We start from the raw sequence: 26,512 nt of genomic DNA on the forward strand, positions 1-26,512 counted from the left end.
CTTGCCGGGAGTGACCGATTCGTCAGGCCGAACCGTTGCCATCGGGAATGCGCATGGAGAGTATCCGGTTTCGGCAGGAAAGCGGCGGCTGCGGGGAGGCTCGGGCCGGCAGGCATGCCGGCCTGCTGTTGCGGGTTTTCGAGCCTGCTTAGATTTGTTTGACGTTGATATTCAAGGTTTGGATCCGGTAAGCGATTTGCCGCGGCGTCATGTCCAGCAAGCGGGCCGCCTTGGCTTGTACCCAGCCGCTTTGTTCCAGCGCGGCAATCACCCGTTCCCGCTCGTCCATGCTCTCGTCGTGCAGATCGATATGCTTGATCGATTGCGGCGTGCGGCTGATGCCGATTTCGTTTTCCAGACCGGTGCTGGCAATCACGTCGCGGTCGATAGTGCCGTCGGCGCTCATGATCGCGGCGCGTTCCAGCCGGTTTTCCAGTTCGCGGACGTTGCCGGGCCAGTCGTGTTTCATCAGGATGCGGATTGCACTTTCCTTGATTTCCAGCGGTCGGCCGCCCTGCTGCTTGGAGATCCGGTTCAATAAAAAGGCCGACAGTTCCGGGATGTCCTCGATCCGCTCGCGCAACGGCGGCATGTTGATCGGCATGACGTTGAGCCGGTAATACAAGTCCTCGCGGAAATTACCGTCGGCCACTTCCTGCTCCAGGTTGCGATTGGTCGCGGCGATGATGCGGACGTTGACTTTCAGCGTGCGCACGCCGCCGACCCGTTCGAACTCGCCTTCCTGCAGTACTCGCAGCAACTTGGCCTGGAACGACGCCGAGATCTCGCCGATTTCGTCCAGAAACAGCGTGCCGCCGTCGGCCAATTCGAACCGACCTTTGCGTTGGCCGATCGCGCCGCTGAAGGCGCCTTTTTCATGGCCGAACAATTCCGATTCCAGCAAGGTATCCGGCAGTGCGGCGCAGTTCAGTTTCAGGAACGGGCCGTTGGCGCAGGCGGAATTGAAATGGATCGAGCTGGCGACCACTTCCTTACCGGTGCCGGATTCGCCGCGGATCAGCACCGTGGTATGCCATTTCGCCACCTGACGAATGATGTCGAACACTTTCAGCATCGGTTCGGAGTGGCCGATGATGTTTTCAAAGCGATAGTTTTTGACCAGGGTCTGCTTCAGATAATCTCGTTCATTCAACAGCTCGTTTTGTTTGCGTTCCATCACCCGCAGCATGTTGACGCTATGCGCGATCAGGTTGGCGACCATTTCCATGAAGCGGGCGCGTTCTCCCAGAAACGTGGCGTCGCAGGGTTGGGCGGCCAGAATCCCGACCACTTCGCCTTGTTCCACCGCCAGCGGCGAGCCGATGAAGGGCAGGTCCGGATCGTAAAGCCCCAGGCGGCTCAGGAACCGAGGTTCGTCGGCGATGCGTTCGACTACAATCGTGCTGCCTTCATCCAAAATCGCCCCGACCAGGCCTTCGCCGGGCTGGTAACGTACCGAGCGGTCGATGCCTTCGCCGTATATCTCGCAGATGCCCATGCTGTCGTCTTCGATGTCGCGCAGGGTGATCATGCCGAAGCGCAAGCCGCTGCGTTTGTGCAAAATCTCCAGAATGCCTTTGAGTTTGCTGCGTAACTCGTGGGTACTGTTCAGCAACTGGCTGACCATGTAGAGCGTATCCAGCTCCGATTCGACCAGTAATAATCGTTCAGTCATGGATGTTCACCATGGCGGAATTTTTTTGACAGGGAAAGCCGAGTTTGAAACTGCAGCCGTTTTGGTAATCGGGATCAATTTCGATCATACCGCTGTGCTGATTGACGATTTCCTTGACCATCACCAGACCCATGCCGGCCTGTGCGCTCTTCAGGTTTTGCGAGGTGGTGAAAAACGGCTCGAACACCTTGCTGCGCTGGTTGGCCGGAATCCCCGGCCCGCTGTCGGAAATAGTGACGTTGACCCAGTCGCGGTCGGTCGCCGTCGTGATTTTGATCAGCCGTTCGCGGCTACCGGCGCGGTTCATCGCATCCACTGCGTTATCGATCAGTTGTTTGAACAGCATGCGCAATTTGTTTTCGGAGCCGAGAACATTGGGCAATACCGGATTCGGCAGCCAGTCGACCACGACGCCGTTGGCCAGGAATTTATTGCTGTGTAACAGCATGACTTCGTGCAGCAGTTGGTTCAGATTGACCGGTACCACCGCCGCTTCCGGGATTTCCGGCACGCAACGTTGCAGCGTTTCCAGGGTTTCTTCGCCCATTTTTTGCACTTGGCCGAGTAATTCGCGTAACGGGCCGTTGCTGGCGTCGTTACGTTGGCCCATGATTTGAATTGCTGCATTGATTTGATTCAAGGGCTGGCGAATTTGGTGCATCGCGCCCAGCAAGGTCTCGCGTATGCTGCGGATATGTTCCTCTTCGGCAAGCAAAGTCCGTAACGATTGAATCTGTAACTTTTCTTGTTGCCGGCGCAAGGTGGTGATGTCGTTGAGCGTCAACAACAAATAATCCTTGGATTGGCGGGCAAAAAAACTATCGGCGCAGACGTCGTTTTCGATGAACCAGTTGCCGGAGCAGGAAAACCAGCGAGCCCCGCGCAAGCCGCTGCCTTCGATCCGGATTTCCCGGTTGGCGAAACCTTGGTGGCGGTTGATGTCGGCGCTCCACAAGTCGCCCATTTCCTGCTCCAACGCATCCAGAAAAAACAGGGCGGGCTCGTCTTTGTCCAATTCGCTGATCAGCATCTTGTACATTTGGTTGTCCAGTACCACGCGTTTGTCGCTGTCCAGTACCGCCATCGCTACCGGCGAAGCGTTCAATACCGATTCGATCAGTTGCTTCTGGTTGTTGACCTGTTGTTCGGCGTAGTGGGCCTGGGTCACGTCGCGGTGCATGCCGATGTAATGGCTGATCGCTCCTCTTTCGTCCAGCATCGGCGCGATGGTCAAATCGGCCAGATAACGTTGTCCCATCTTTTGCCGGTTGACTAATTGCCCATGCCAGACCTGTTTACGGGATATGGTGTGCCACAAGTCGTAATAGATTTGTCTGGGGGTGGACTTGTCGGACAGTTGCGATTCGTTTTTACCGAGAATTTCCGCCGCGTTGTAGCCGGTCACTTCGGTGAATGCGTCGTTGATATAAAGAATGTTGGCTTTCTTGTCGGTAATCGAAATCGCCACCGGCGCCTGCTCGACGGCCTTAACGAACAACGAAAACGGCAGCGTTTTGCTCGGCGTTTTGGCAACGGCTACTGCCGGACTGCTTCCGGGCGCGGCTGTCAGCAGTTCGGCGGTTTCGCTATCGATCTGGCTTTGCAGAAAGTCTGGAGTCGATTTGCTCATGCGCATAGATCTCGTCTGATTGATGAAGTCCACAAAACACATGCAATTTGGGCGCCAAATACGAATTTGCCTGCCTACGCTCGATAAATCCTGACGATTTGTGCGGTTTGCGACAATTTTAAACCCGGTTGTTTTGCCTCTGTGTTTTTTGACACAGAAATTTGTGGGGCCGATTTTGCGGTTTTTGCACTAAAACGGTGAGCTGACGGGCCTTTGCAGCGTTGGCACAATTGATGCTGATTACATTGCAAAACACCAGGTTTAAGGCGATGAGCGAATACTTACTTCTGATATTGGGTACGGCGTTGGTCAATAACGTCGTGCTGGTCAAGTTTCTCGGATTATGCCCGTTCATGGGCGTGTCCAATAAGCTCGACACGGCACTGGGTATGGGTTTGGCAACCACCTTCGTGCTGACGCTGGCATCCGCCGCCAGCTGGGTGTTGGAACACCGCTTGCTGATACCGTTCGATATCGGCTTTCTGCGGGTGCTGGGATTTATATTGGTGATCGCCGCCGTGGTGCAATTTACCGAAATGGTGATTCACAAGACCAGCCCGGTCATGTACCAGGTGCTGGGGATTTTCTTGCCGCTGATTACGACCAATTGCGCGGTGCTGGGTGTGGCCTTGCTCAACATCCAGGAGAAATACGATTTCGTGCAAAGCCTGCTGTTCGGCTTTGGCTCGGCAATGGGTTTTACCCTGGTGATGGTGCTCTTCGCCGGTCTGCGTGAACGCTTGGCGCTCATGGCGGTACCGGCGCTTTTTTCGGGGACGCCTATCGCTTTTATTACCGCCGGCATTTTATCGCTGGCATTTATGGGGTTTGCGGGTCTTTATACTAAATAAGAGGCGCATTATGTACGTACTGTCCGCCATCGTTGTTCTGACTGCACTGGGACTGTTACTGGGGCTGGCGCTGGGGATTGCCGGAAAGTATTTGAAAGTAGAGGCCGATCCGCTGATCGAAAAAGTGGAGGCGTTGATGCCCGGTTCGCAATGCGGACAGTGCGGCTATCCCGGCTGCCGGCCGGCGGCTGAAGCGGTGGTATCGGGCGCGGCGCCGGTGACTTTGTGCCCGCCGGGCGGGACGTCGCTGGTGGAGCAACTGGCCAAGTTGCTGGGCGTGGAAGTCGATTTGAGCCAGACCCGGGACCAGGAGCCGATGGTGGCCCGGGTGAGCGAGGAAACCTGCACCGGCTGCACCCGCTGCTTCAAAGTCTGCCCGACCGATGCGATCGTCGGCGCGCCGAAACAAATCCATGCCGTGGTTGCCGATGCCTGTATCGGTTGCAAAAAATGCGTCGAAGTCTGCCCAACCGAATGTTTGCAAATGTATCCGATCGAAGTGACCCTGCGCAATTGGCGCTGGCCTAAACCGCTGGCGGCCTGACGGAGAAGCCTATGCTCGCATTGTTCGAAAATCCCCGTTTGCGCGGCGGTATTCACGCCGAAGAACACAAAACCGAGACCTCGGCGCTGCCGATTGCGACCGATTTTCCGTTGCCGAAGAAACTGTATATTCCGGTGCAGCAGCATGTGGGCAAGCCGGCCGAGCCGTTGGTTATGGTGGGTGAAAAAGTGTTGAAAGGCCAATTGCTGGCGTACAGCCAAGGCACAATTTCGGCGCCGGTACATGCGCCAACCTCCGGCACCATTGTCGATGTCAAAGACTTTCCGGCGCCGCACCCGTCGGCCTTGCCGATCCGCACCGTCGTGTTGGAAAGCGACGGCCTCGAACAATGGGCGGAGTTGAACGTCGCAGAAGACCCGTTTCAGCTCGATCCGGAAGAAATTTGCCTGCGGGTCGGTGCGGCCGGCGTGGTCGGTCTGGGCGGCGCGGTATTCCCGTCGGCGGTGAAATTGAGTCTGGGCCGGAAGAACAAAATCCATACCCTGCTGATCAACGCCGGCGAATGCGAACCCTATCTGACTTGCGACGACCGCTTGATGCAGGAGCGGGCGGCGGAAATAGTGGCCGGCATCCGGCTGATGTTGCGCGGGATGGATGCGCCCAAAGCCTTGGTCGGGATCGAAGACAACAAGCCGGAAGCCTTTGCGGCGATGCGCGAGGCCAGCCGCGACTTCGCCAATATCGTCGTCTCGCAAGTACCTACCCGCTATCCGATGGGCTGGGATCGGCAAATGTTGCGCTATCTGACCGGCCAGGAGATTCCGGCCGACGGCCGCGCCACCGACATCGGCGTCGTAGTGCATAACGTTGCCACCGCGTACGCGGTTTATAAAGCCGTTTGTTTGGGGCAGCCCTTGATTAGCCGGGTGGTGACGGTGTCCGGCGCGGCGGTCGCGCAGCCGCAGAATGTCGAAGTCCCGATCGGTACCCTGATGTCGGAAGTATTGGCCTATTGCGGTTTGGACAAAGCCAGAATGGCGCGGCTGGTCATGGGCGGGCCGATGATGGGCGACGCATTGCCGATCGCCGAGGTGCCGGTGGTCAAGGCCTGCAACGGAATTCTGGCATTGTCGCAAGCCGATATCGAAGAGCCGGAAGTGCAACCTTGCATTCGGTGCTCGAGTTGCGTGACGGCCTGTCCGGTCGGTTTGTTGCCGTTGGAGATGGCCAGCCGGATCAAGGTTAACCAACTCGATGCGGCGGTGGATTTGGGTCTGAAGGATTGCATCAGTTGCGGTAGTTGTTCTTACGTCTGTCCCTCTAACATTCCGTTGGTGCACTACTTCAAGTTTGCGTCCGGCGAACTGGTCAAGCGCCAACAAGCCGAGCATAAAGCCGAGCAAACCAAGCGTTTGATCGAAGACCGCAACAACCGGATGGAACGCATTCGCTTGGAAGCCGAAGCCGAAGCCGAGCGCGCCGCCGAAGCCCGTGCCGCCAGATTGGCCGCCCAGCAGCAGGCGCAGCAAGCTAAAGCCGAAGGTACCGAAAAAACCGCGCCGGGCGTCGCCGCCGAGGAGACCGCATGAGCAGTAAACCGATCAGCGGGCCGCACGTTGCGGCGACCCGTCGCGTAGACCAGATCATGTGGCTGGTGATTAAGGCCATGGCGCCGGCAATCGCCTGCGGCATATTTCTGTTCGGTTGGCCGGCCCTTTACTTGCTGGCAACGACCGTAGCCGCGGCACTGTTATTCGAAGCGTTCAGTTTGAAACTGAAGGGCGTTGCCGCCATGCCGTTTTTGCGCGACGGTTCTGCCATCGTCACCGGTTTGCTGGTGGCCATGACCTTGCCGCCCTGGGCGCCGTGGTGGATAGGCGTGGTCGGTGCGGCCATCGCGATCGTGTTGGGTAAGCACGTCTACGGCGGCTTGGGCCAAAATCTGTTCAACCCGGCCATGCTGGCGCGGGTGGCCTTACTGATTTCGTTTCCGATCGAGATGACGACCTGGGCCAACGTGTCGCCGTTGTTCGCGGGTCCGGGGATGATCGATAGTTTGGGTATTACCTTCGGCGGCTTGCAAAATGCCGATGCCGTGACCGGCGCCACCACCTTGGGTTACGTCAAAACCGAATTCTCCCAAGGCCGGTTGTTGCCCGGCAGTTTGTTGGATTATTCCGGTTTTCTGGCTTTTTTAGGCTGGGAACGCGGCAGTCTGGGCGAGACTTCTTCACTGTTGCTGTTGTTCGGCGGCATCTGGCTGATGCGGCAGGGCGTAATCAAATGGCATATTCCGGTATCGCTGTTGCTCAGCATTTTTCTGTTGTCGAGTCTGTTTCATTTACTGGATAGCCAGCACTATCTGGGGCCCTGGGTGCATTTGAATTCCGGTGCGGTGATGTTAGTGGCGTTTTTTATCGCCACCGACTACGTCACGTCACCGAACACGCCGTTGGGCCAAATTATTTTCGGTGCCGGTTGTGGCATGTTGATTTACGTGATCCGCACCTGGGGCGGCTATCCGGAAGGTACCGGCTTTGCAATCTTGTTGATGAACGCAGTGACGCCGTTGATCGACCATTACATCCGTCCGCGGATCTACGGCCGTTACCGTAACGGCAAACCGCTCGATATTTCCAACTCCTGAGGCCGGCCATGAGTTCCGAACCCGCAAAACCTCAAACCGGGCTCAAAGCCGGCGAATTTTTAGAATCGGCGCGGCAACGTTGGGCTTGGTTCAGGCAAAAACTGGCGGTTTGGCTGGAACCCGATAATTTGCAGCAATTAAGGCCGCAAGTTAAATTTCAGGCTGGCGTGTTGGCCGGGTTTGCGCTGTTGGCTGCGATTCTGTTGGGCGTTGCCGACCTGGCGACCCGCGGCGTGATCGAATTGCGCTTGCGCGAAGATTTGCAGGCCAATCTGGCCCAGGTAGTGCCGGCCGAATTGCACGATAACGATCTGCTGCAGGACAGCGTGATGCTGGATGCCCGCGACAACAATCTGGGAAGCGAGCAAATCGAGGTGTATTTAGCCAAGCAAGCCGGGATGGTCAATGCGGTATGTTTCAAATTCGTGGCGCCGGACGGCTATGCCGGGCCGATTACTCTGGTGATGGGCATCGACCGCAACGGCGAAATTCTCGGCGTGCGGGTCATTTCTCACGTCGAAACGCCCGGTCTGGGCGACAAGATCGAAGTCACCAAATCGAAATGGGTGTTAGGGTTCAACGGCAAATCGCTGGATAACCTGACCGTCGAACAATGGGCCGTGAAGAAAGACGGCGGCGTCTTCGACCAATTCAGCGGCGCGACGATCACGCCGCGCAAAGTGGTGCAGGCCATCAAGCGCGGTTTGGACTTTTATAAGTCGCACCAGGCGGAATTGCTGGGTGCCGGTTAACCGTCGGTTAGTAAGCTCACTGAGCAGCGACTGCGTTGGCGCCGCCGATAGCGCACGAATCGCAACCAAGTTTTTATAAGGGAGCATAGCTGTCATGAATCTGTCGATTCTATTCTCTGCACAATACCGAAAAATCGCCCGCGACGGCTTGTGGGACAACAATGTGGTTTTGACCCAAAATCTGGCGCTGTGTCCGCTATTGGCTGTGACCGGAACCGCAACCAACGGTTTGGGCATGGGCTTGGCAACGATGGTGGTGATGGTGGCTTCCAACGCCGCGGTTTCGGTCAGCCGGCATTTGATCCCGTCGGAAATTAGGATTCCGATTTTCGTGCTGCTGATTGCGGCGCTGGTGACGCTGGTCGATATTTTTCTGAATGCCTGGATGCACGAGTTGCATAAAGTATTGGGCTTGTTCATTCCGTTGATTGTGACCAATTGCGTGATTCTCGGCCGCGCCGAAGCCTTCGCTTCCAAGCAGCCGGTGATGCCGTCGATGTGGGACGGTCTGATGATGGGTGTCGGCTTTACCGGGGCGATGGTGGTGTTGGGGGCGATGCGAGAGATTAGTTCGACCGGTACTTTATTTGCCAACGCTTCGGTTCTGCTTGGCGAAAGCTTTCGCTTTCTGGAGACCGTGTTGATACCGGAATACAAAGGTTTCTTACTAATGGCGTTGCCACCGGGCGGCTTTATCATGCTCGGGTTTATGGTGGCCTTGAAGCGGTTGTTGGATCGCAGAATTGCGCTCAAGCCGGCCCCGCTAGTGGAGGCGGCGGTGGAGGTGGTTGACGAGGATGCGGTCGCGGTGGAATAACAGGAGGCGAAGATGAACGTAGGGGTATGTTACGCACAGGCCGATCGGCAAATTTGGTTGCGTCTGGAAGTGCCTGACGGCAGCACCATCGCTGATGCGATCCAGTTGTCCGGCGTGTTGAAGCAAATTCCGGAGATCGATCTGGAAACGCAAAAGGTCGGTATTTTCGGTAAACTAGCCAAGCTGGATGCTCCGGTCAAAGAGGGCGACCGGGTGGAAATCTACCGTAAAATCACCGCCGATCCCACTCAAGTTCAACGGCGACGAGTGGCATAAGCGATGTATGTCTGCATTTGCAAAGCGGTGACCGATAGCCAGCTCGATGCCGCAATCGCCAGAGGGTTGTGTTCGCGCAAGCAGTTGTTCCATTGTTTCGGCGTGGGCGGCGACTGCGGCAAATGCAACAAGGATATTGCCCGAATCTTGACCGATAAATCCGCCGGACCTTTGCAGCAGACGGCGAATCGTCGGCACTGACCAAACCACATTACCCAGGAGATTAGACATGCAAGGCGACAAGAAAGTTATCGAGTATCTGAACAAGGTATTGGAAAACGAATTAACCGCGATCAACCAGTATTTTTTGCATGCCCGGATGTTTAAAAACTGGGGATTGCACAAGCTCAACGAAAAGGAATACCACGAGTCGATCGACGAAATGAAACACGCCGACAAGCTGATCGAGCGGGTGTTGTTTTTGGAAGGTTTGCCCAATCTGCAAAGCCTGGGTCGCTTGATGATAGGCGAGAATCCGCGGGAAATGCTGGAATGCGACCTTAAGTTGGAATTGCTGGCGTTGCCGTTGTTGAAAGAAGCAATCGCTTACTGCGAATCGGTCAACGACTATATCTCCCGCGAAGTATTGGAGCACATCCTGGAAAGCGAGGAAGAACACGTCGACTGGCTGGAAACCCAGTTGGATTTGATCGAAAAAATCGGCTTGCAAAACTATTTGCAGTCGCAAATGTAACCCACCTTTCGCAAACAGCGGTCGCGCCGAGAATACCTTTGGCGGCGCGACCGCCGTTTCTCGCGCGTGTTCCCAACTTCCTTTCTTTAATTCAATAGTCGCGTAGGCGGCGAAATATCAGCTCGCTTGCCGACAGGGCCGGCGAAGGTACTTGAGCGAATATTTTCCGCGCCTCGCCACCACTTTCCGCTTATGGGTTATGCTTACTCCGATTGCTGGGAGCGGCCTTGGGCTGGTTGATACGGTCGTATCCCGCCGTTGCCGTCTAGCGGCGTAAGGTTGCCGATTTTTCTATCAAAACTGCCGGAATGGAGCGTATGCCGCAAAATGCTTTTACCCTGGAATCCTTGCTGGAAACACACGACTTGCCGCTGGTTATCGTCGATGCCGGTTTGAATGTGGTAGCCGTCAATCGGGCTTGGGAATTGGGGTTCGGCGCTTCCCGGCAGAGTCGGGTAGGTAAACCGTGCTGTCCGGACAACAGCGATTGCCGGCACCGGAAAATGTTCAGAACCTTGGAATCGTATGCGGGGGTCTATCCCGATTACAGTAATCCAGAGGCGCCGTCCTCGTTAAATGTACGCGGTTTTCCGCTGTTGGATGCCGATGCCACGCTGTATCTGGGGGAAGTGCAGACACCATTGCACAAAGGCCCGTCTGTAGAGTCTGAGACCTTGATGGTAGGTAAGTCGCCAGCCTTTACCGAGTTTAAAACCCGGTTATGCCAGGCTGCGGATACTCAAGCTGCGGTAATGCTGCTCGGCGAGACCGGAACCGGCAAAGAGTTGGCCGCCGAGTTTGTCCACCGGAACTCCAAGCAGGCGAATGGCGAATTCGTGATTGTCGATTGCACCATCCTGGGTGAAGACTTGTTCGAAAGCGAGTTGTTCGGCCATGAAAAAGGCGCGTTTACCGGCGCCACCGCGGCGAAGAAAGGCCTATTCGAATTGGCTGACAATGGCACTTTGTTTTTCGACGAGATCGGCGATTTGCCGTTGTCGCAACAACCCAAGTTGTTACGGGCCTTGGAAAGCGGTCAATTTCGTCGTGTGGGCGGTACCACGATGCAAAAAGCGAAAGTCAGAGTGGTTTGTGCTACGCATCGGAATTTGGCGGAAATGGTCAAAAACGGCCGGTTTCGCGAGGACTTATTCTACCGATTGTCGGTGTTTCCGGTGGGAACGCCGCCGTTACGCCAGCGCAAGCAGGACCTGCCGATATTGATCGACCATTTCCTGGGGCAACTCGCGGTGGGAGATGGGTGTTACAGCCTGACGCAAGCGGCGTTGGTCAAGTTGATCCAATACGATTGGCCGGGGAATATCCGCGAGTTGCGCAATTGTCTACAACTGGCCGCCGGTTTGTGTAAGGAACACAAGATTCAAGACACCGACATTCACTTTATGCAGCGTCCGGCCGAGATCGCTGAGACCGGAAACGGCGTTGCCGAGCAACGCGAGCCAACAGCCCTGACCGGCTTGGCGCAGTACGAGGCGGAATTTATCGGCAGTCTGATGAAAAAATATCAGGGCAACCGCAAGCTGATAGCGGCCGAAATGAATATCAGTGAACGAACGCTTTACCGGAAATTGAACCGGCTGCACTTGAACTAGGCCACGGGACGCGATGATGGAATCCAATTTGATCAACTGGACGCTGGACAACATCGGTAACCAGCAACGTAACGGTTTCACGCCGCCGCGGGATATGCGGGAAATGATTTCCCAGATCAAAGCGTTGCCGCCGTTGCCGGGCAGTGCGATGCGCATATTGAATCTGATCGGCGATCCGCATGCCGATGTCGCCAAATTGGCTGAAATCATTGAGTTGGACCCGCTATTGACGGCGCAAATCATCCGTTGGGCCAGTTCTTCGTTGTACGGCTACCGCGGCAAGATCACGACCGTACACGACGCGATTAGCCGGGTTCTGGGATTTAATTTCGTACTGGATCTGGCGCTGGGCCTGGCGGTGCTGGCGCCGCTGAAATCGCCGAAGGAAGGGCAGATCGGGACCCGGATGTTCTGGACTCACGCTTTGGCCAGTACTCGTTTAATGTCGCAATTGGCGGCGGCGATGCCGGAGACGATGCGGCCGAGTTCCCAAGAACTGTTTCTGGCCGGCTTGATGCACAATATCGGCTTTCCGTTGTTGGGGCATCGGTTCCCTGACGAATTCAACTATCTGAGCGGCCTGATCAACGCAAATCCGAATTTGGCGATCTTTAACCTGGAAAATTTCGCGTTCGGTTTGAATCACACCGAAATCGGCGCTTGGTTAATGAATGTCTGGTCGATGCCGCGCACAATCACCGATATCGTTTACCACCACCATAACCCTTGTTATCGCGGCGAGCATCACGTGCTGAATTTGCTGACTTTTTACAGCGATTGTCTGTTGGGCAAGTTGGGGATAGGCGATGCGGCGAATCAGGCTTGTCCCGACGACGTGCCGACGCTGTTGGGCTTGGACGAGGCGGTGTGCGAACGTATTCTCGACAGCCAAAACGACGAGATCAGTTATATTCTGGCAACGGCCGAACAGCTGACGGACTAAGCACTGCCGCTACAGGCAAGCGGCGTTGATTCCCGGTTACGCTTGGTGTGCTTACAATTCGACCCGGCCCCCGGATTCCGAGGGTGCCAGGATCGGGTCGCATTTGGGATTAGGTTGAAGAATGGCTGGTTTCGACCAGGATTTTCAGTTTCGATCCGGGTTTTAGGTCGGCTTTGTTGCGCGGCACGTTGTTCCATTTGCGCAATTCGGTGACGTTGACGTTAAATTTTTTCGAAATTTGGCCCAGCGTATCGCCCGGTTTGACGGTGTAACTGATTTGTTTGATGGCTGGTGCCGTCGATGCGACGGTAATACTGCCGCTGGTCTTTTTGATGGTCAGTTTTTGGCCGGGTTTTAACGCGGCTTTTTTCGATAGCTTATTCCAGCTGATGATGTCATCCTGATCGATCGCGAAATGCTGAGCCAGGCCGGACAAAGTGTCGCCTTTTTTGACCGTATACACCTGCTTGCCGGCCGGTATCGGCGCAGAGGTTTGGGATGCCGGTGCCGACGAGGCTAGGCTGGTAGCTTCGCCTTTTTGCGATTGGTTGGACGCCGGAATCAGCAAGATTTTGCCTTGTGCCACCGATTCGTCTTCCAAGTGGTTGACGCTGGCAATTTCGTCGACCGTGGTGTGGTGTTTGCTGGCGATGCTTTTCAGCGTCTCTTTTTTACCCACCGTATGGTGTTCCCAGCGGATGCGTTCTTCGTGCGGCAGTTCCGCCAGTTTTTCCTTGAATTTATCGGCTTTGTCGACCGGAATCAGCAAGTGCTGGGCGCCGTTCGGATCGGTACTCCACCGGTTGTAACCCGGATTCAGCTTCAAAAAATCGTCCAATGGGGTTTGCGCCAATTCCGCGGCTTTACCCAGATCGATCTGGGATTTGACGTCGACCAGTTCAAAGTAAGGCTGGTTGGCGAATTGGTGTAAGTTGACGTTGTATTTCTCCGGATTGGCAAAGATTTTGGCGATCGCCAGCAGCCGGGGTACGTAAGCCGAGGTTTCGTTATTCAGATCCAGTGACCAGAAATCGGTGGGTTGGCCGCGTTCAACATTCCGGTCCACGGCATTCTTGATGTTGCCCTTACCGGCATTGTAAGACGCCAGCGCCAGCAGCCAGTCGTTATTGAAGGTTTCGCTGAGCTCTTTTAAGAACGTGGTGGCGGCCTGGGTCGATTGGACCACGTCGCGGCGGCCGTCGTACCAGCTGTTTTGTTTCAGGCCGTAAAGCTTGCCGGTGGGCGGAATAAACTGCCACAAGCCCGATGCTTGCGCCGGCGACATTGCATCCGGGCGGAAAGCGCTTTCCACCGCTGGTAACAAGGCCAGCTCGCCGGGGATGTTTTTGGCTTCGATTTCGTTCAATATGAAATACAGATAAGGTTCCGCCCGCTGCTGGACTCGGGACAGATAGTCCGGATTACGCAGATACCAGTTCACTTCGCGGTCTATCCGGGGGTGGTCGATTTCAGGCAATGCATACAGCGACAACATTCTGTCCCACAGCGTGTTATGTTCTTTGGCTGCTTCCTGCTTCTTAGTCGAGCTGATAGCTTTGCCATTGCGGGTAAATACGGAAAACTTACTCGTGGAAGACTGGGTCAGATGATCTTTCTGGGCTTGTTGGCTACAACCTGTAACCAGCAAAATAGGTAGTAGATAAGACAGATGACGGGCTGATTTTTTAGAAATTGAGCGGGGCATTGTCTGAACTCGCTAAAATAAAAAAATTAGATCGTAGCATGGCTTTCTAAAATAGCCAAAAAACATAGCCTTATCGGTTGAATAGATGAAAAGACAATTCTTGTTTGCACTATACGAAACCCCAAGGGGGAAGCTGTTGCAAACCATGGAGGCCAGTTACCTGAAACGCTCTATTACCGTCAGTTGCAAACAAAACCAATTGCAAATCGGCGGACTGGGCTGGGAGAAAGAGTTCGTCGACTTTTCGCTTTACCGCAATTATCTGATTCTCGACGGCAAGGCGTTGGGCGATGCCGACGCGCTTAAAGTGGCCGCTAAGGCCTTTAGCTTGCCGATACAGACCGAGTCGATAGATTTGGTGATTTTGCCGCATATACTCGAGTTCGATGCGCGCCGGTTCCAGACTCTGCGCGAGGTCAACCGGGTGCTGAAGCCGGGCGGCGAATTGGTGGTATTGAATTTCAGTCCGTTTAGTCTGGCGGTTCGGTTTCAGTTTCTGTGGGACCGAAAAATGGCCGATTCCTGGCGCGCGCATTTCATCAGTAAATCGCGGATGTTGGATTGGTTAAAATTGATGAATTTCGAGCTGTTGACTGCGGCCGAGTTCGGTCTGGATAGTTACACCATTTCCCACGGCAAGTTCCAAACCGGATTCGCTGCGTTGTTTGCAATGGCGTACGGCATTAGAGCGGTAAAGAGACAATATACCCTGATCCCCCTGACCGTCGAAAAACGGCGTAAAACCAAATTAGCGACTGCGGCGGCGGGCTTGGAGTCGCGCTCACACGAGGATTCATAAACATGGCGGAAACGGTCAACATATACACTGACGGCGCGTGCAAGGGCAATCCGGGGCCCGGCGGCTGGGGGGTGTGCCTGGACTATAAGGCTCACCGCAAAGAGTTGTTCGGCGGAGAGGCAGAAACCACCAATAACCGGATGGAATTGATGGCGGCGATTCAAGCTTTGGAAACCTTGAATAAACCTTGCAGCGTCAAGCTGTATACCGATTCTAAATACGTGTTGCAGGGTATTACCGAGTGGATGCCCAACTGGAAAAAACGCGCTTGGAAAACGGCTGCCAATCAGCCGGTGAAAAACGTTGAATTGTGGCAGCGTCTGGATGCGGCGATCCAACGCCATCGGATTGATTGGGTCTGGGTCAAGGGCCATGCCGGCGTTCCCGGCAATGAACGCGCCGACCAGTTGGCAAACCTGGGTATTCCCCCGGTTGCCGGGTTACTCAATAATTAAACAGGTGATACATGATAGGTTCGGTAGCGGCGGCGTTAATCGCAGTATGGTTTTACAACACGGCCGCGCGCTCGGGCCGGCCGGCGATTTCCTGGGCGGTGTCCGGGGTAGTGGTCTATTTTTTGGCGGCGGTATTGTGGACGCTGGTCGTGACGCCCGCGATCAAGGACACTGCCAGCCACACTCAAAACGGCGTGTTGGTTTTTATAGTGCAGTACGCTTACATCGCGTTTGGTGCGGCGGCGGCGCTGGCCGTCAATGCCTGGTTGAATAAGCCGGCTTGACCCGGCCGGTGCGATGGCAGTTTGGTCGGTTTACATCATCGAATGTTGTGACGGTAGTCTGTATACCGGCATCACTACCGATGTCGAACGGCGGTTTCGCCAGCATCTGACCGGCACTGGCGCCAAGTATTTCAGGTCCAAGCAGCCGCTTCGGATCGTTTACACGGAGTCGGAACACGATAGGGTGACCGCCAGCCGGCGGGAAGCCGAGATCAAACGCATGGCGCGGGTCGAAAAGCTGGCAATGCTGCAATCGGCCCGCTAAGCGGACAAGTTTGCGGTGGGTTTGCAATTGCCCTCGCGGCTACGTCCCTGTCAGCCGCAAGTTGGCCGGCTTGTTATCAAAAATTGACTTTAAAACCGGCTTGGACCAAACGCGGCGAGCCCGGCAGAATGCCGCGGGTCCTGTCGACGATGTAAGTCTCGTCGAGCAGGTTTTTCAGCGATACGAAGAAATCGGTGTTGATCGGTTTGGCGTGATAGGTGGTGGCGACGTTTAACACTACATAGTCGTCGATTTTGCCGGTTTGGCCGTTACCGTTGACCGGCGCCGTGCCGGTATTGGCAAAATCGCTGAATTGTTCGCCGACGTAAACCGTTTCCAGATGCAGATCGAAGCCGCTGGGATGGGCATAGCCGATGGTGGTAGTCAGGTTGTGTTCCGGCGAGTAGGGCAGGCGGTTGCCGACAAAGTTGCCGTTGGCCATCGCACGCGCCGTGTCGTTATTGCAATCGGTGCCGGTGGCCAGACAGCGGAAAGCGGAAGTCATCTCGGCAGTACCGACCCAAGTGTAAGCGGCTTGCAGGTAAACGTTATGATCGCTGTCGAACAACGGGCCGAAGTCCTGGCGGGCCGACAGTTCGGCGCCCTGATATAGAGCCTGTCCGGCGGCCAGCGGGGTGGAACCGCCGGCGATGCTGCCGACTGCGTTTTGCTGCAAGAAATCTGCGTGGAACAAGGTGGCATCCAATTTGGCGCCTTTATATGGTTTGGTCCTGACGCCCACCTCGTAATTCCAACTTTTCTCCGGCCCGACGTCCACGACGGTGCCGACATTGCTCAGCGTATCCTCCGCGCGCGGCGGGGCAAAGCCGCCGTGAAAACCGAAAAAGGTGGTGATCTTGTCGTTCGGCGTATGCGCGATACCGAACGCCGGCAAGATTTCGGTCAGCGTGGTATCGCCGGCAGCGTTGGTGAGTTTGTTCAGTCGGCGAAAATCGACGTGTTCGATACGAACGCCCGGCGTCAAACTCCAATCGCCGAGTATGAACCGGTTTTGGGCGAAGCCGGAGTAGGCATCGGTTTCGCGCTCGTTACGTTCGGCGAACGAGGTTATCGTGCCGGTCAAAAATTGTTTATTTTCCTGAATCCGCTGCTGTTCTTCGAAGTGGGCGCGGAAGCCGATGTCGAGTTCGTTGTCGACGCCCAGGGTTTTGTGGTTGACATGGAGACGCGGTTCGACGCCGTAGCTGTAGTAATCCCGCAACCGGCCCTGAATCGAGTTGCAAGCGTCGGGATTGACCGCGACGCCATTGAGTCTGGCGGTATTGAAGCCGCACTGGTTGTCGGTGGTCGTGCTGGCTTGGCGCCACCAGTCGCGATGGAAATGCGACCAATAGACATTGGTGGTCAACGTTGCGTTATTGTTGATGCTGTACTGGTGGGTGACTGAAGTACCCCAGCGGTCGGTCATCATCCGGTCGTTTTTAAACGGGTTGTAGCGAATCCCGAAGTTGCGCATTTCGGCGTCGGTGATGCCGGAATAGGTCAATTGCGAGTCTTCCTGGAAATAGTTGGCGCGAATGGTCAGGGCATTGCTCGCGTCGATATCGTAGACACCTTTAATGTTGAAATCGTTGATGTCGGAATGGGTATTGTCGCGGGCGCCGCGGCTTTCTTTGTGAGTGATATCGACCAGACCGCCGAAATCGCCGACCGTGCCGCCATAGTTGAAATGGCCGTCGTAAAAGTCGCGGGTACCGCCGGTAAAGCTTAGATAACCGCCGGGCTTGCTAGGCGGATTCGGCGTCAGATAGTTGATAGTGCCGGTGATGGTTTGCGGGCCGTACAAGATTTGCGACGGACCCTTCAACACTTCGATGCTGGCGAAACGTTCGATCGGCGGATGGTAATAACTGGCATTATCGCCGTAAGGAGCGTACGAGAGCGGGATGCCGTCTTCCAATAACAAGGTTTTGGTGGAGCGGGTGGGGTTCATGCCGCGGATACCGATGTTGGGCCGCATGCCGAAACCTTCCTCGTCGCGGGCATTGACGCCAGGGATTTTTCGCAACGCCTCGTTGACGTTAAACACATGGCTTTCGAACAACTCTTCCTGGGTCAGTACATTGATGGTGCCGGGGATTTTTTGCAGGGTTTCCGCGGAATCGACGATTTCCACCACCGGCATTTCCAGCTCAGAATCTTCGGCGGCGGGTACTGCGAGCAAAATCGGAGAATGGCCGAGGAGTATGGCGATTTGACCGGGTATCAAAAGGTGTGAATATTTTTTCGGCATGGTGTTGATCCGCATCGGTAGTTTCTATAAGACAAGTAGGGTATTTACCAAAGTTAACGGAAGTATACGTTCCTTAATGCAAAAGGTAAATGATAATGCATATTATTTACCATTCATTTTGGTAGTGGTGGCGTGAGTGTCTTGCGCCGCATTGGATTGGATTTTTTGCTGTTTTATTTTTAGCCCTGTACCATGCCCGGTCATTTGTTAAGTTTGGGGAAAACGATGAATAAACATCTGCAACAAGTCAGGGCTTTTCACGACACTTTCGGCATCGTCCAACCGGAAGAAGGCGATGCCGGCCGTCTTTCGGATATGGATATTGTCCTACGCCAGGCTTTGTTGCTGGATTGCGCCAGCGACACCTTTAAAGCGATTGCCGCCGGCGATCTGGAAAAAATACTGGCCGGTTTGGTGGACTTGGCGTTCAACGCATTGGCGGCCATTGCGACCCGCGGCGACGATGTGGTGACAGTTGCGGCCAACTGGCGCCAGGACGGTTCGGTCTTGTCGGTGGTCAGGGTTTTATCCGATAAGGTCAACCAATGCGCATCGGGCGAAACCGTGCATTACTCGGGTTTGTATTCCATCTGCGTGCATCTGGCGCAGCGTTTCGTCAATGCCGATTTCGACCAGGCCTTCCAAATTTTGCAGCGCCATCTATTAAGTGGGCAGGGCGATTCGGTACGGATCGACTTGAGTCCGGCTTTGTTCGAATAAGCGGGCTACTATGCTTGGGCGACCCTACAAATTAGGTTTCGTCGGCATCGGCCTGATGGGCCGGCCGTTGGTGTTGCGCCTGCTGCAAGCTGGTGACCAAGTTTGGGTTTGGAATCGAAATTGGGAAAAAACCAAGCCGGTAGCTGAGGCCGGTGCCGTGGTTTGCGGTTCCGTTGCCGAACTGGTGCGTGCAGTCGATGTGACAATTTTGTGTTTGTCGGATACCGCCGCCGTAGAACAGGTTGTCGCAAGCCAAATATTGGACAACGGCGGTCCCGGTAAATTGCTGATCGACTTGTCCAGTATCGACCCGGAAGCCACCCGGCGGCTGGCCCGTGAATTGGAATCCGCGTGCGGCATGGCTTGGATCGATGCCCCCGTTTCCGGCGGCACCGCCGGCGCCGAGCAAGGAACTTTGGCCATCATGGCGGGAGGGGATGCGGCCGATATTGCCCTTGCGCGCGAGGTGCTGCGGCCTTTATACAGCCGCCTGACTCATATGGGGCCGGTCGGTAGCGGCCAGACCACCAAGATTTGCAATCAAATGATCGTCAGTTGCAATGTACTGGTGATTGCGGAAATGATGGCCCTGGCCAAAGCGGCCGGCGTTGACTCGGCCAAAATACCGGAAGCTTTGGCCGGCGGTTTCGCCGATTCCAAACCCTTGCAAATCGTGGGGCCGGAAATGGCGGCAGAGCGTTTCGAACCGGTGAAGTGGCGGGTTAAAACCTTGCTGAAGGATTTGAACATGGCGGCCGAACTGGCTACCAAGCAGGGCAGCGCGGTGCCGATGTCCGGGCTGGCGGCGCAACTGATGCAATTGCACGGCAGTCGCGGATTTCTGGAGCAGGACCCTTCGACCTTGGTCAAGCAATATCTCCGATCTTAACCATGTTGCAGTTTTCGGCCAATCTCAGCCTGCTATTTAACGAATATCCGTTGCCGCAACGGTTCGCGGCCGCCAAGGCCAACGGTTTCGATGCGGTTGAAATTCAGTTCCCCTACAGCGTTCCGGTCGCGGAATTGCGGCAGCTATTGGATGACCACGGCTTGCGGCTGGTGTTGTTCAATGTCGATGCCGATACCTTGTTGCAAGGCGGCGAAGGTCTCGCCGCGGTGCCGGAAAAGCGGCAGGATTTTCAACGAGCAGTCGAACAGGCGCTAGGCTATGCCGAAGTGTTGCGGCCCGGAGCGATAAACGTGTTGCCCGGCCGCTGCCTGAACTCGGAACGGTTGGCCGAATACCGGGCAACCTTTCTGGAAAACCTGGATTACGCCGTTCGGGTGTTTGCTGAGCGAGATATCATCACCGTTTTCGAAGCGGTGAACAGTTTCGATATGCCGGGATTTATTGTCGATAGCAGCGCGCAGATGCTGAAAATACTGCACGACTTGAATCATCCGCAATTGTGTTTGCAATACGACATTTATCACATGAGCCGGATGGACGAGGATTGCGCCGATTTTCTGCGTCGCCACATTGGTCAGGTCGGCCATATCCAGTTTGCCGACTGTCCGGGACGCGGCCAACCGGGTAGCGGGGCAGTGGATTTTTCAGCCTTGTTCCAAATTATTCGCGATTCCGATTACGCTGGCTGGACCGGAGCCGAATACCGGCCAAGCGCAGTAACCGCCGATAGCCTCGCTTGGCTGAAAAGCTGCTCGGCAGGCAATATTCGCGCGGTATAATCCAAGTATTGTCCAATTGTTAGACCAGAAATATGTCCAAGCATAACTTCACGATTCACCATGCCAGTCTGATTGTTTCCGATACCGAGCAGTCGCTGCGTTTTTATCGGGATGTACTCGGCATGCAGCTTATCGAACGTCCGCCGTTGCCGTTTCCGGGCGCCTGGCTGGCAATCGGCGACCAGCAGATCCATTTGTTGGAGCTGGAAAACCCGGATCCGACTACCGGTCGGCCGGCCCACGGTGGTCGCGACCGCCACGTGGCGATGCATATCGATTCGGTGGACGCGTTGCGGAGCGATTTGGAGGCGTCCGGTGTTGCTTATACGCTAAGTATTTCCGGACGTCGGGCCTTGTTTTGCCGGGATCGCGACGGTAATGCGCTGGAGTTCATCGAGCGGGCTTGAGTGTATGCGATTAGGGCGCATCATGTACCTGGGGTTGACCGTTGGCAGTCTGGCTATGTTGTTGTTTGTAACCGGTTTTTTCTGTTTTCGGCTTGGCTTGGCTTTACTGGCCGGTTTTTTTTACGCTGTAGCGAGTAAGTTTCTATTACTTGCGCTGGTTGGGTTGGGAGTGCTTGGTCTGATTGCTTTGGCAAAAGCGCTGTATCGGGAGTTGCGTAGCTATTTTCGGCGCGATGCCGCGGAAATTCGCTGTTGGTGGGCGTTGCGCAACCAACTCAGTGACGCCGGCTTGCGCGCCGCTGCGGAGGCGCGGCAACTGCGCTATCGGATGCAACTTGAGCGCGGGCGTATCTCTGCCGCAAACAACCGTAAACATTTGCGGCAATTACGGCAGGCTATTGCAGCTGAGCTGGCGGCGGTCCGCAAGCGGGTGCCCGCTGCGACTTATAAGGCACTGTGCAAATCGCTAAGGCAACATTACAAGCAGGCGGATGCAGCCGCGATGCTGGCATTGCGCAAACAATTGCCATGTCCGTGATGCGGCGCTGGTTGGCGGAAGCCTTGACGTTTTGGCGGCGTAGTAGCGACGACAATCTGCATTGGCGCTTGTCCCGGCAGGACGACCTGGTGCAACTGCGCCGCGAACAAGCTTTGGCTGAGCAGGAACTGGTGGCGGAATTAAAAAAACGCAGCCAGCAACTCGCGCACGAATTGGCTTTGAACAAGGCACGCAACCAGAATGAACTGGCGATGCTGAAAACCCGTTGTCGGCAAGATTTGCAGGATTACCAGCAATATTTGCAGTCGCTGGATAAATTGAAAGACTCGCTATGCCTTAGCTACGGTCACTTGCCGGAAGCGGTCGCATTCACGATCCATCACCACGCCAAACAGTTGCTGAACCGGATGTGGGAGACTGACGAACCGCAGCAGAAATTGCAGATTGAAATGCAACTGTTGCAGTTCATGACGGCTGTTCACGAAGACAGTCGGGCGTCGTTACAGTCTGACACGGCCGAAGGCCTGCCGCAGCGGGCTTTGGCCTGTATCGATGCCGATTTCGAAAATCAGATCGGCTGAAAATACTCTTCGATATCTTTAATCAGCTTTTTATTCAGCGCGAACATCACTACGTGGTCGCCTTCGGCGAACACAGTGTCGTGATGGACCGGAATCACTTCCTTCTCCCGAATCAAAGCGCCGAGAATCACGCCGTCGGGTAAGTTGACCTGATCGACGCGCAAGCCGACTACCGATGAAGAGTTCTTGCTGCGGTGGGCTATGGCCTCGATGGCTTCGGCGCTGCCGCCGCATACCGAGCTGACGCCGACCACGTCGCCTTTGCGGACGTGCTTCAGAATGCCGCCCAGCGTCTCAAGTTTGGGTTGAATCGCCAAATCGATATCGCTGCCGTCCAGCAGTTTCAAATAAGAGTTATTGTTGACCAGGCAGATCGATTTTTTCGCGCCCAGTTTCTTGGCCAGGCCGGCAGCGATCAGGTTGATGCCGTCGTTATTGGTAATCGCGCAGAACAGGTCGATGTTCTCGATCATTTCTTCCTGCAGTAGGGATTCGTCGGTGCAATCGCCGTGCAAAATCAGGGTGCGGCGCAGGTCGTTGGCGATTTCCCGGGCGCGGTTGATATCCTTTTCGATGATTTTGACCTGGTAATTGTGCTGCAAGGCGATGCCCAGACGCTTTCCGACATGGCCGCCGCCAGCCAGCATGATCGTTTTGATTGGCGATTCCAGCTTGTGCAGGTCGATCAGGGTCTTCAGGACTTTCTCGCGCGGGCAGACGAAAAACACTTCGTCGCCGCTGGCGATGACTGCTTCGCCGTTAACCGCGATTGCCTTGCCGTCGCGGAAGATCGCCGCAACCCGGATCATGCTGTCGGCCAGTTTTTCTTTGACGGCGTGGATGCGTTTGCCGGTCAGGAAACCGGTCGGTACTACCCGGATCGAAAACAAACGGACTAAACCGTCGGCGAATTCGGAAACGTGCAGTGCGCCGGGGTATTTGATCAGATTGTGGATGGATTCGGTGACGACCTGTTCCGGGCTGATGACAATATCGATGCCGCCGGGTTGGAATAATTGCGGATGGTTCAGGAAGTCGATCGCTCGCACCCTGGCGATGGTTTTGGGTTTGCTGTACAGCGTGTTGATCACCTGGCAGGCCAGCATATTGGTTTCGTCGCGGTCGGTGACGGCGATCACCATGTCGGCGTCGCGGATGCCGGCTTGTTCCAAAATACTCGGATGGGCAGCGTTGCCTTCGATGGTGGCGATATCCAGGCGTCCCTTCAGTTCGGTTAGCAGGCTCGGGTTTTTGTCGATAACCACGATATCGTTTTCTTCGCTGGCCAGGGCGCCGGCAACCGATGAGCCGGTCACGCCGGCACCTAATATAACTATTTTCATGACACGTAACGCCGGGGATAAGGGCTTGGCGGACAGATTCCGCTAGATGCTAAGCCAGCTGGGTTAAAGGCCGCGGATTATACGCCTATCGCCCGGCATGTCCATGCTAAAACCCGTGCTTGGCGGCGCCGAATTGCCTGCGGATACCGGCGCTGGCGGTGCTGGTATAAAACGGGGCTGGGATTAGCGTTTGCCAACGATTTCGACCTGCGCAAACAACCGGGCCAAACCGGCCTCGTTCGCTATGTAAGCCGTCGGCCGGCCCAGTGCGTTAGGCTTGTTTTCTGGTCATTGCCGCCTCATAACGTTTATAATCGCAAACTTTGGTTCACTCTCACACTGGAAGTATCATGCTGGGTAAGCTGGTTAAAATGGTAGTTGGCAGCCGCAACGACAGGCTGGTCAAGAAGAAACGCAAGCTGGTCAAGAAAGTCAATGCGCTGGCCGCCGAGTACGAAACATTATCCGACGCCGCTTTGCAGGCTAAAACGCAAGAGTTCCGCGATCGCTTGACCCAGGGTGAAAAACTCGACGATTTGTTGCCGGAGGCCTTTGCCGCGGTCCGCGAAGCTTCCACCCGCGTTTTCGGCATGCGCCATTTCGACGTGCAGTTGATCGGCGGTATGGTGTTGCACAGCGGCAAGATTGCCGAGATGAAAACCGGCGAGGGTAAAACCTTGATGGCAACCTTGGCCGCATACTTGAACGCCTTGCCCGGCAAAGGCGTACACGTCGTTACCGTCAACGATTATCTGGCCCGGCGCGACGCGGAGTGGATGGGGCGGCTCTACGGATTTCTGGGATTGACCACCGGCGTCATTGTCAGCGATTTGAACCACGAACAACGTAAAACTGCCTATGCGGCAGATATCACCTACGGCACCAACAACGAATTCGGTTTCGACTACCTGCGCGACAATATGGCGTTTAGCCTGGAACAGAAAGTCCAGCGCGAGTTGCATTTTGCCATCGTCGACGAGGTGGACTCGATCCTGATCGACGAGGCCAGAACGCCGTTGATTATTTCCGGTCAAGCCGAGGGTAGTACCGACATCTATTCGATTACCAACCGCATCATTCCGCATCTGACCAAGCAGGAAAAAGCCGAGGATCCGGAGCAGCAAGACAAGATGCCGGGCGATTACGCGGTCGATGAAAAACAGCGGCAAATTCACCTGACCGAAGCCGGTTACGAGAAAGTCGAACGTTTGCTGACCGAGCAAGACTTGATTCCGGAAGGCTCCACTTTGTACGACCCGGTCAACATTCGCTTGATGCATTACTTGAACGCCTCGTTGCGGGCGCATGTCTTGTTCCAGCGCGACGTCGATTACGTGGTCAAAGACGGCCAAGTCATTATCGTCGACGAGTTTACCGGCAGGATGATGCTGGGTCGGCGTTGGTCCGAGGGTTTGCACCAAGCGATGGAGGCCAAAGAAGGAGTGCCGATTCAAAACGAGAACCAGACTCTGGCTTCGATTACCTTCCAGAATTATTTCCGCCTGTATCATAAGTTGTCCGGTATGACAGGTACCGCCGACACCGAAGCTTTCGAGCTGAATAAAATCTACGGTCTGGAAGTCGTGGTGATTCCGACCCACCGGCCGATGATTCGTAAGGACATGGGCGATTTGGTCTATCTGTCGGCCCGCGAGAAATACAAAGCCGTGATCGAAGATATCAAGGACTGCGCCAAGCGCGGCCAACCGGTCTTGGTCGGCACCACCTCGATCGAAAATTCCGAACGGATTTCGGCGATGCTGCGCGAGCAGGGCATCAAGCATGAAGTCTTGAACGCGAAACAACACGAGCGCGAAGCGCACATTATCGAAATGGCCGGTTTGCCCGGCGCCGTCACGATTGCTACTAACATGGCCGGCCGCGGCACCGACATCGTTTTGGGCGGTAACTTGAATGCCGAGCTTGATGCGCTGGGGCCTGACGCCAGCGAAGCCGACAAAGAGCGGGTTCGCGGTGCTTGGCTGGATCGGCACGAGCAAGTGTTGGCCAGCGGCGGTCTGCACGTGATCGGCTCCGAGCGTCACGAATCGCGGCGGATCGACAACCAATTGCGCGGCCGCTCGGGCCGGCAGGGCGATCCTGGTTCGACCCGGTTTTATTTGTCGCTGGAAGACGATTTGATGCGGATTTTCGCGTCGGAACGGGTGGCGTCGCTGATGCAGAAGCTGGGCATGGAAGAGGGCGAAGCGATCGAACATCCTTGGGTGACGCGGTCTATCGAAAGCGCGCAACGCAAAGTCGAGAACCGTAACTTCGATATCCGCAAGGAAATTCTCGCTTACGACGACGTCGCCAACGACCAGCGTAAGGTGATTTACGCGCAGCGTAATGAATTGATGGCAGCTGAGGATATCAGCGACATTATCACTGCGATTCGCGCCGACGTGTTGAACGACGCGATTACCCAGTTCATTCCGCCGAAGACGATGGAAGAGCAATGGGACGTGCGTGGTCTGGAAGCCCATTTGCAGCAAGAGTTTCATTTGAGCTTGCCGCTGGGCGAGTGGTTGGATAGCGACCGCAGTTTGAACGAGCAAAAATTGCGCGAGCTGATTGTGGAAAAGGCCGCGGAAGAAGACCTGCGCCGCGAGCAGACCGTCGGGACGCAAGTCATGCGCCATTTCGAAAAATCGGTCATGCTGCAAGTCCTGGACAACGCCTGGAAAGAACACTTGGCCGCAATGGATCAATTGCGTCAAGGTATCCATTTCCGCGGTTACGCGCAAAAGGACCCGAAGCAGGAATACAAGCGCGAATCCTTCCAAATGTTCAACAGCTTGCTGGACCACATCAAGCACGAAGTCGTGATGATTTTGGCCCGAGTGCAGATCGCGCGCGAAGAAGACGTGCAGGCCATCGACGAGCAGCGTCAGGCGCCGCAGGAAATGCATTTCGAACACGCCGAAGCCCAATCCGTATTTGAAGAGACTGCACCGGCTCCAGCCGCGCAGGAACCGGAGTCAGAGTCCGGTTTGGCGGAACAGCCTTTCGTGCGTCACGGCGCCAAGGTCGGCCGTAATGATCCGTGTCCCTGCGGATCGGGTAAAAAGTACAAGCAGTGCCATGGTAAGCTAGAGTGATCGGGAT

At 55.5% G+C, this 26,512-nt stretch carries 27 protein-coding genes; 22 read left to right on the top strand and 5 right to left on the bottom strand.

The genetic code is table 11. The features are described from left to right. Positions 1 to 148: 148 nt before the first annotated feature. Both nifA and nifL read right to left on the bottom strand, forming a co-directional pair. The gene (gene nifA / locus ACH518_RS12070; protein ID WP_140912220.1) at positions 149 to 1,675 is read right to left on the bottom strand and encodes a nif-specific transcriptional activator NifA; all 1,527 of its coding nucleotides are present in this window, start codon (positions 1,673 to 1,675) and stop codon (positions 149 to 151) included. Beyond that, positions 1,668 to 3,305 carry a nitrogen fixation negative regulator NifL gene (gene nifL / locus ACH518_RS12075; RefSeq protein ID WP_445370264.1) on the bottom strand — a complete coding sequence of 546 codons (1,638 nt, stop codon included), beginning with the start codon at positions 3,303 to 3,305 and terminating at the stop codon, positions 1,668 to 1,670. The genes nifA and nifL overlap by 8 nt, the downstream gene beginning before the upstream one ends. Positions 3,306 to 3,574: 269 nt before the next feature. Here nifL and rsxA point away from each other — a divergent pair, with 269 nt between their 5' ends. The 11 genes from rsxA (at position 3,575) to ACH518_RS12130 (ending at position 12,403) form a co-directional block, all read left to right on the top strand. Continuing rightward, positions 3,575 to 4,156, top strand: a complete 582-nt coding sequence (gene rsxA / locus ACH518_RS12080; RefSeq protein ID WP_064023544.1) for an electron transport complex subunit RsxA — start codon at positions 3,575 to 3,577, stop codon at positions 4,154 to 4,156. 10 nt (positions 4,157 to 4,166) lie between these two features. Further along, positions 4,167 to 4,700, top strand: a complete 534-nt coding sequence (gene rsxB / locus ACH518_RS12085) for an electron transport complex subunit RsxB (protein ID WP_445370265.1) — start codon at positions 4,167 to 4,169, stop codon at positions 4,698 to 4,700. 11 nt (positions 4,701 to 4,711) lie between these two features. Then, positions 4,712 to 6,250 (top strand): electron transport complex subunit RsxC, encoded by a 1,539-nt coding sequence (gene rsxC, locus ACH518_RS12090; protein ID WP_445370266.1) that lies wholly within the window; start codon positions 4,712 to 4,714, stop codon positions 6,248 to 6,250. Next, on the top strand, positions 6,247 to 7,308 hold the full coding sequence (locus ACH518_RS12095; RefSeq protein ID WP_445370267.1) for an RnfABCDGE type electron transport complex subunit D: 1,062 nt from the start codon (positions 6,247 to 6,249) through the stop codon (positions 7,306 to 7,308). Before rsxC ends, ACH518_RS12095 begins: the two co-directional genes overlap by 4 nt. An 8-nt stretch (positions 7,309 to 7,316) precedes the next feature. Continuing rightward, the gene (gene rsxG / locus ACH518_RS12100; protein ID WP_445370268.1) at positions 7,317 to 8,060 is read left to right on the top strand and encodes an electron transport complex subunit RsxG; all 744 of its coding nucleotides are present in this window, start codon (positions 7,317 to 7,319) and stop codon (positions 8,058 to 8,060) included. 94 nt (positions 8,061 to 8,154) lie between these two features. Next, positions 8,155 to 8,877 (top strand): electron transport complex subunit E, encoded by a 723-nt coding sequence (locus ACH518_RS12105; protein WP_278212368.1) that lies wholly within the window; start codon positions 8,155 to 8,157, stop codon positions 8,875 to 8,877. Positions 8,878 to 8,889: 12 nt separating this feature from the next. After that, complete coding sequence (locus tag ACH518_RS12110; RefSeq protein ID WP_140912213.1) at positions 8,890 to 9,153, top strand: RnfH family protein; 264 nt, start codon at positions 8,890 to 8,892, stop codon at positions 9,151 to 9,153. 3 nt (positions 9,154 to 9,156) lie between these two features. Next, entirely contained in the window at positions 9,157 to 9,354 is a 198-nt protein-coding gene (locus tag ACH518_RS12115) for a (2Fe-2S)-binding protein (RefSeq protein WP_140912212.1), read from the top strand. A 28-nt stretch (positions 9,355 to 9,382) separates the two neighbouring features. Beyond that, the gene (bfr, locus tag ACH518_RS12120) at positions 9,383 to 9,847 is read left to right on the top strand and encodes a bacterioferritin (protein ID WP_140912211.1); all 465 of its coding nucleotides are present in this window, start codon (positions 9,383 to 9,385) and stop codon (positions 9,845 to 9,847) included. A gap of 317 nt (positions 9,848 to 10,164) precedes the next feature. Then, positions 10,165 to 11,460 carry a sigma-54 interaction domain-containing protein gene (locus ACH518_RS12125; protein ID WP_445370269.1) on the top strand — a complete coding sequence of 432 codons (1,296 nt, stop codon included), beginning with the start codon at positions 10,165 to 10,167 and terminating at the stop codon, positions 11,458 to 11,460. A 13-nt stretch (positions 11,461 to 11,473) separates the two neighbouring features. Then, on the top strand, positions 11,474 to 12,403 hold the full coding sequence (locus ACH518_RS12130; protein WP_445370270.1) for an HDOD domain-containing protein: 930 nt from the start codon (positions 11,474 to 11,476) through the stop codon (positions 12,401 to 12,403). Positions 12,404 to 12,512: 109 nt separating this feature from the next. Here the strand turns inward: ACH518_RS12130 and ACH518_RS12135 are convergent, their stop codons facing one another. Next, positions 12,513 to 13,898: a LysM peptidoglycan-binding domain-containing protein gene (locus tag ACH518_RS12135; RefSeq protein ID WP_445370271.1), complete on the bottom strand. Its 1,386-nt coding sequence runs from the start codon at positions 13,896 to 13,898 to the stop codon at positions 12,513 to 12,515. 295 nt (positions 13,899 to 14,193) lie between these two features. Between ACH518_RS12135 and ACH518_RS12140 the strand changes: the two genes are divergently transcribed. The 4 genes from ACH518_RS12140 to ACH518_RS12155 are packed head-to-tail and all read left to right on the top strand — an operon-like array spanning position 14,194 to position 15,911. Continuing rightward, positions 14,194 to 14,907: a class I SAM-dependent methyltransferase gene (locus ACH518_RS12140; protein WP_140912207.1), complete on the top strand. Its 714-nt coding sequence runs from the start codon at positions 14,194 to 14,196 to the stop codon at positions 14,905 to 14,907. A gap of 2 nt (positions 14,908 to 14,909) precedes the next feature. Further along, positions 14,910 to 15,362: a ribonuclease HI gene (gene rnhA, locus ACH518_RS12145; protein WP_445370272.1), complete on the top strand. Its 453-nt coding sequence runs from the start codon at positions 14,910 to 14,912 to the stop codon at positions 15,360 to 15,362. An 11-nt stretch (positions 15,363 to 15,373) separates the two neighbouring features. Continuing rightward, entirely contained in the window at positions 15,374 to 15,646 is a 273-nt protein-coding gene (locus ACH518_RS12150) for a hypothetical protein (RefSeq protein ID WP_445370273.1), read from the top strand. Positions 15,647 to 15,659: 13 nt separating this feature from the next. Further along, on the top strand, positions 15,660 to 15,911 hold the full coding sequence (locus ACH518_RS12155) for a GIY-YIG nuclease family protein (protein ID WP_278212361.1): 252 nt from the start codon (positions 15,660 to 15,662) through the stop codon (positions 15,909 to 15,911). 76 nt (positions 15,912 to 15,987) lie between these two features. Here the strand turns inward: ACH518_RS12155 and ACH518_RS12160 are convergent, their stop codons facing one another. Further along, positions 15,988 to 18,165 (bottom strand): TonB-dependent receptor family protein, encoded by a 2,178-nt coding sequence (locus tag ACH518_RS12160; RefSeq protein WP_445370274.1) that lies wholly within the window; start codon positions 18,163 to 18,165, stop codon positions 15,988 to 15,990. Between the two features lie 225 nt (positions 18,166 to 18,390). On the opposite strand from ACH518_RS12160, the gene ACH518_RS12165 reads away from it, so the two are divergent. The 6 genes from ACH518_RS12165 to ACH518_RS12190 are packed head-to-tail and all read left to right on the top strand — an operon-like array spanning position 18,391 to position 22,061. Next, positions 18,391 to 18,885 carry a nucleoside triphosphate pyrophosphohydrolase family protein gene (locus tag ACH518_RS12165; protein WP_140912198.1) on the top strand — a complete coding sequence of 165 codons (495 nt, stop codon included), beginning with the start codon at positions 18,391 to 18,393 and terminating at the stop codon, positions 18,883 to 18,885. Between the two features lie 10 nt (positions 18,886 to 18,895). After that, on the top strand, positions 18,896 to 19,774 hold the full coding sequence (locus ACH518_RS12170; protein ID WP_445370275.1) for an NAD(P)-dependent oxidoreductase: 879 nt from the start codon (positions 18,896 to 18,898) through the stop codon (positions 19,772 to 19,774). Positions 19,775 to 19,776: 2 nt separating this feature from the next. Then, on the top strand, positions 19,777 to 20,574 hold the full coding sequence (locus tag ACH518_RS12175; protein ID WP_445370276.1) for a hydroxypyruvate isomerase family protein: 798 nt from the start codon (positions 19,777 to 19,779) through the stop codon (positions 20,572 to 20,574). 32 nt (positions 20,575 to 20,606) lie between these two features. Next, positions 20,607 to 20,981: a VOC family protein gene (locus ACH518_RS12180; RefSeq protein ID WP_140912195.1), complete on the top strand. Its 375-nt coding sequence runs from the start codon at positions 20,607 to 20,609 to the stop codon at positions 20,979 to 20,981. A gap of 4 nt (positions 20,982 to 20,985) precedes the next feature. Further along, entirely contained in the window at positions 20,986 to 21,519 is a 534-nt protein-coding gene (locus ACH518_RS12185) for a hypothetical protein (protein ID WP_445370277.1), read from the top strand. Beyond that, complete coding sequence (locus tag ACH518_RS12190) at positions 21,510 to 22,061, top strand: hypothetical protein (RefSeq protein WP_445370278.1); 552 nt, start codon at positions 21,510 to 21,512, stop codon at positions 22,059 to 22,061. The genes ACH518_RS12185 and ACH518_RS12190 overlap by 10 nt, the downstream gene beginning before the upstream one ends. Here the strand turns inward: ACH518_RS12190 and trkA are convergent. Further along, positions 22,049 to 23,404: a Trk system potassium transporter TrkA gene (trkA, locus tag ACH518_RS12195; protein WP_140912192.1), complete on the bottom strand. Its 1,356-nt coding sequence runs from the start codon at positions 23,402 to 23,404 to the stop codon at positions 22,049 to 22,051. The genes ACH518_RS12190 and trkA overlap by 13 nt on opposite strands. Before the next feature lie 350 nt (positions 23,405 to 23,754). Between trkA and secA the strand changes: the two genes are divergently transcribed. Then, positions 23,755 to 26,505 (top strand): preprotein translocase subunit SecA, encoded by a 2,751-nt coding sequence (gene secA, locus ACH518_RS12200; protein WP_445370279.1) that lies wholly within the window; start codon positions 23,755 to 23,757, stop codon positions 26,503 to 26,505. Positions 26,506 to 26,512 lie beyond the last annotated feature (7 nt).

It is taken from the genome of Methylomonas sp. HW2-6 (genome assembly GCF_052474525.1).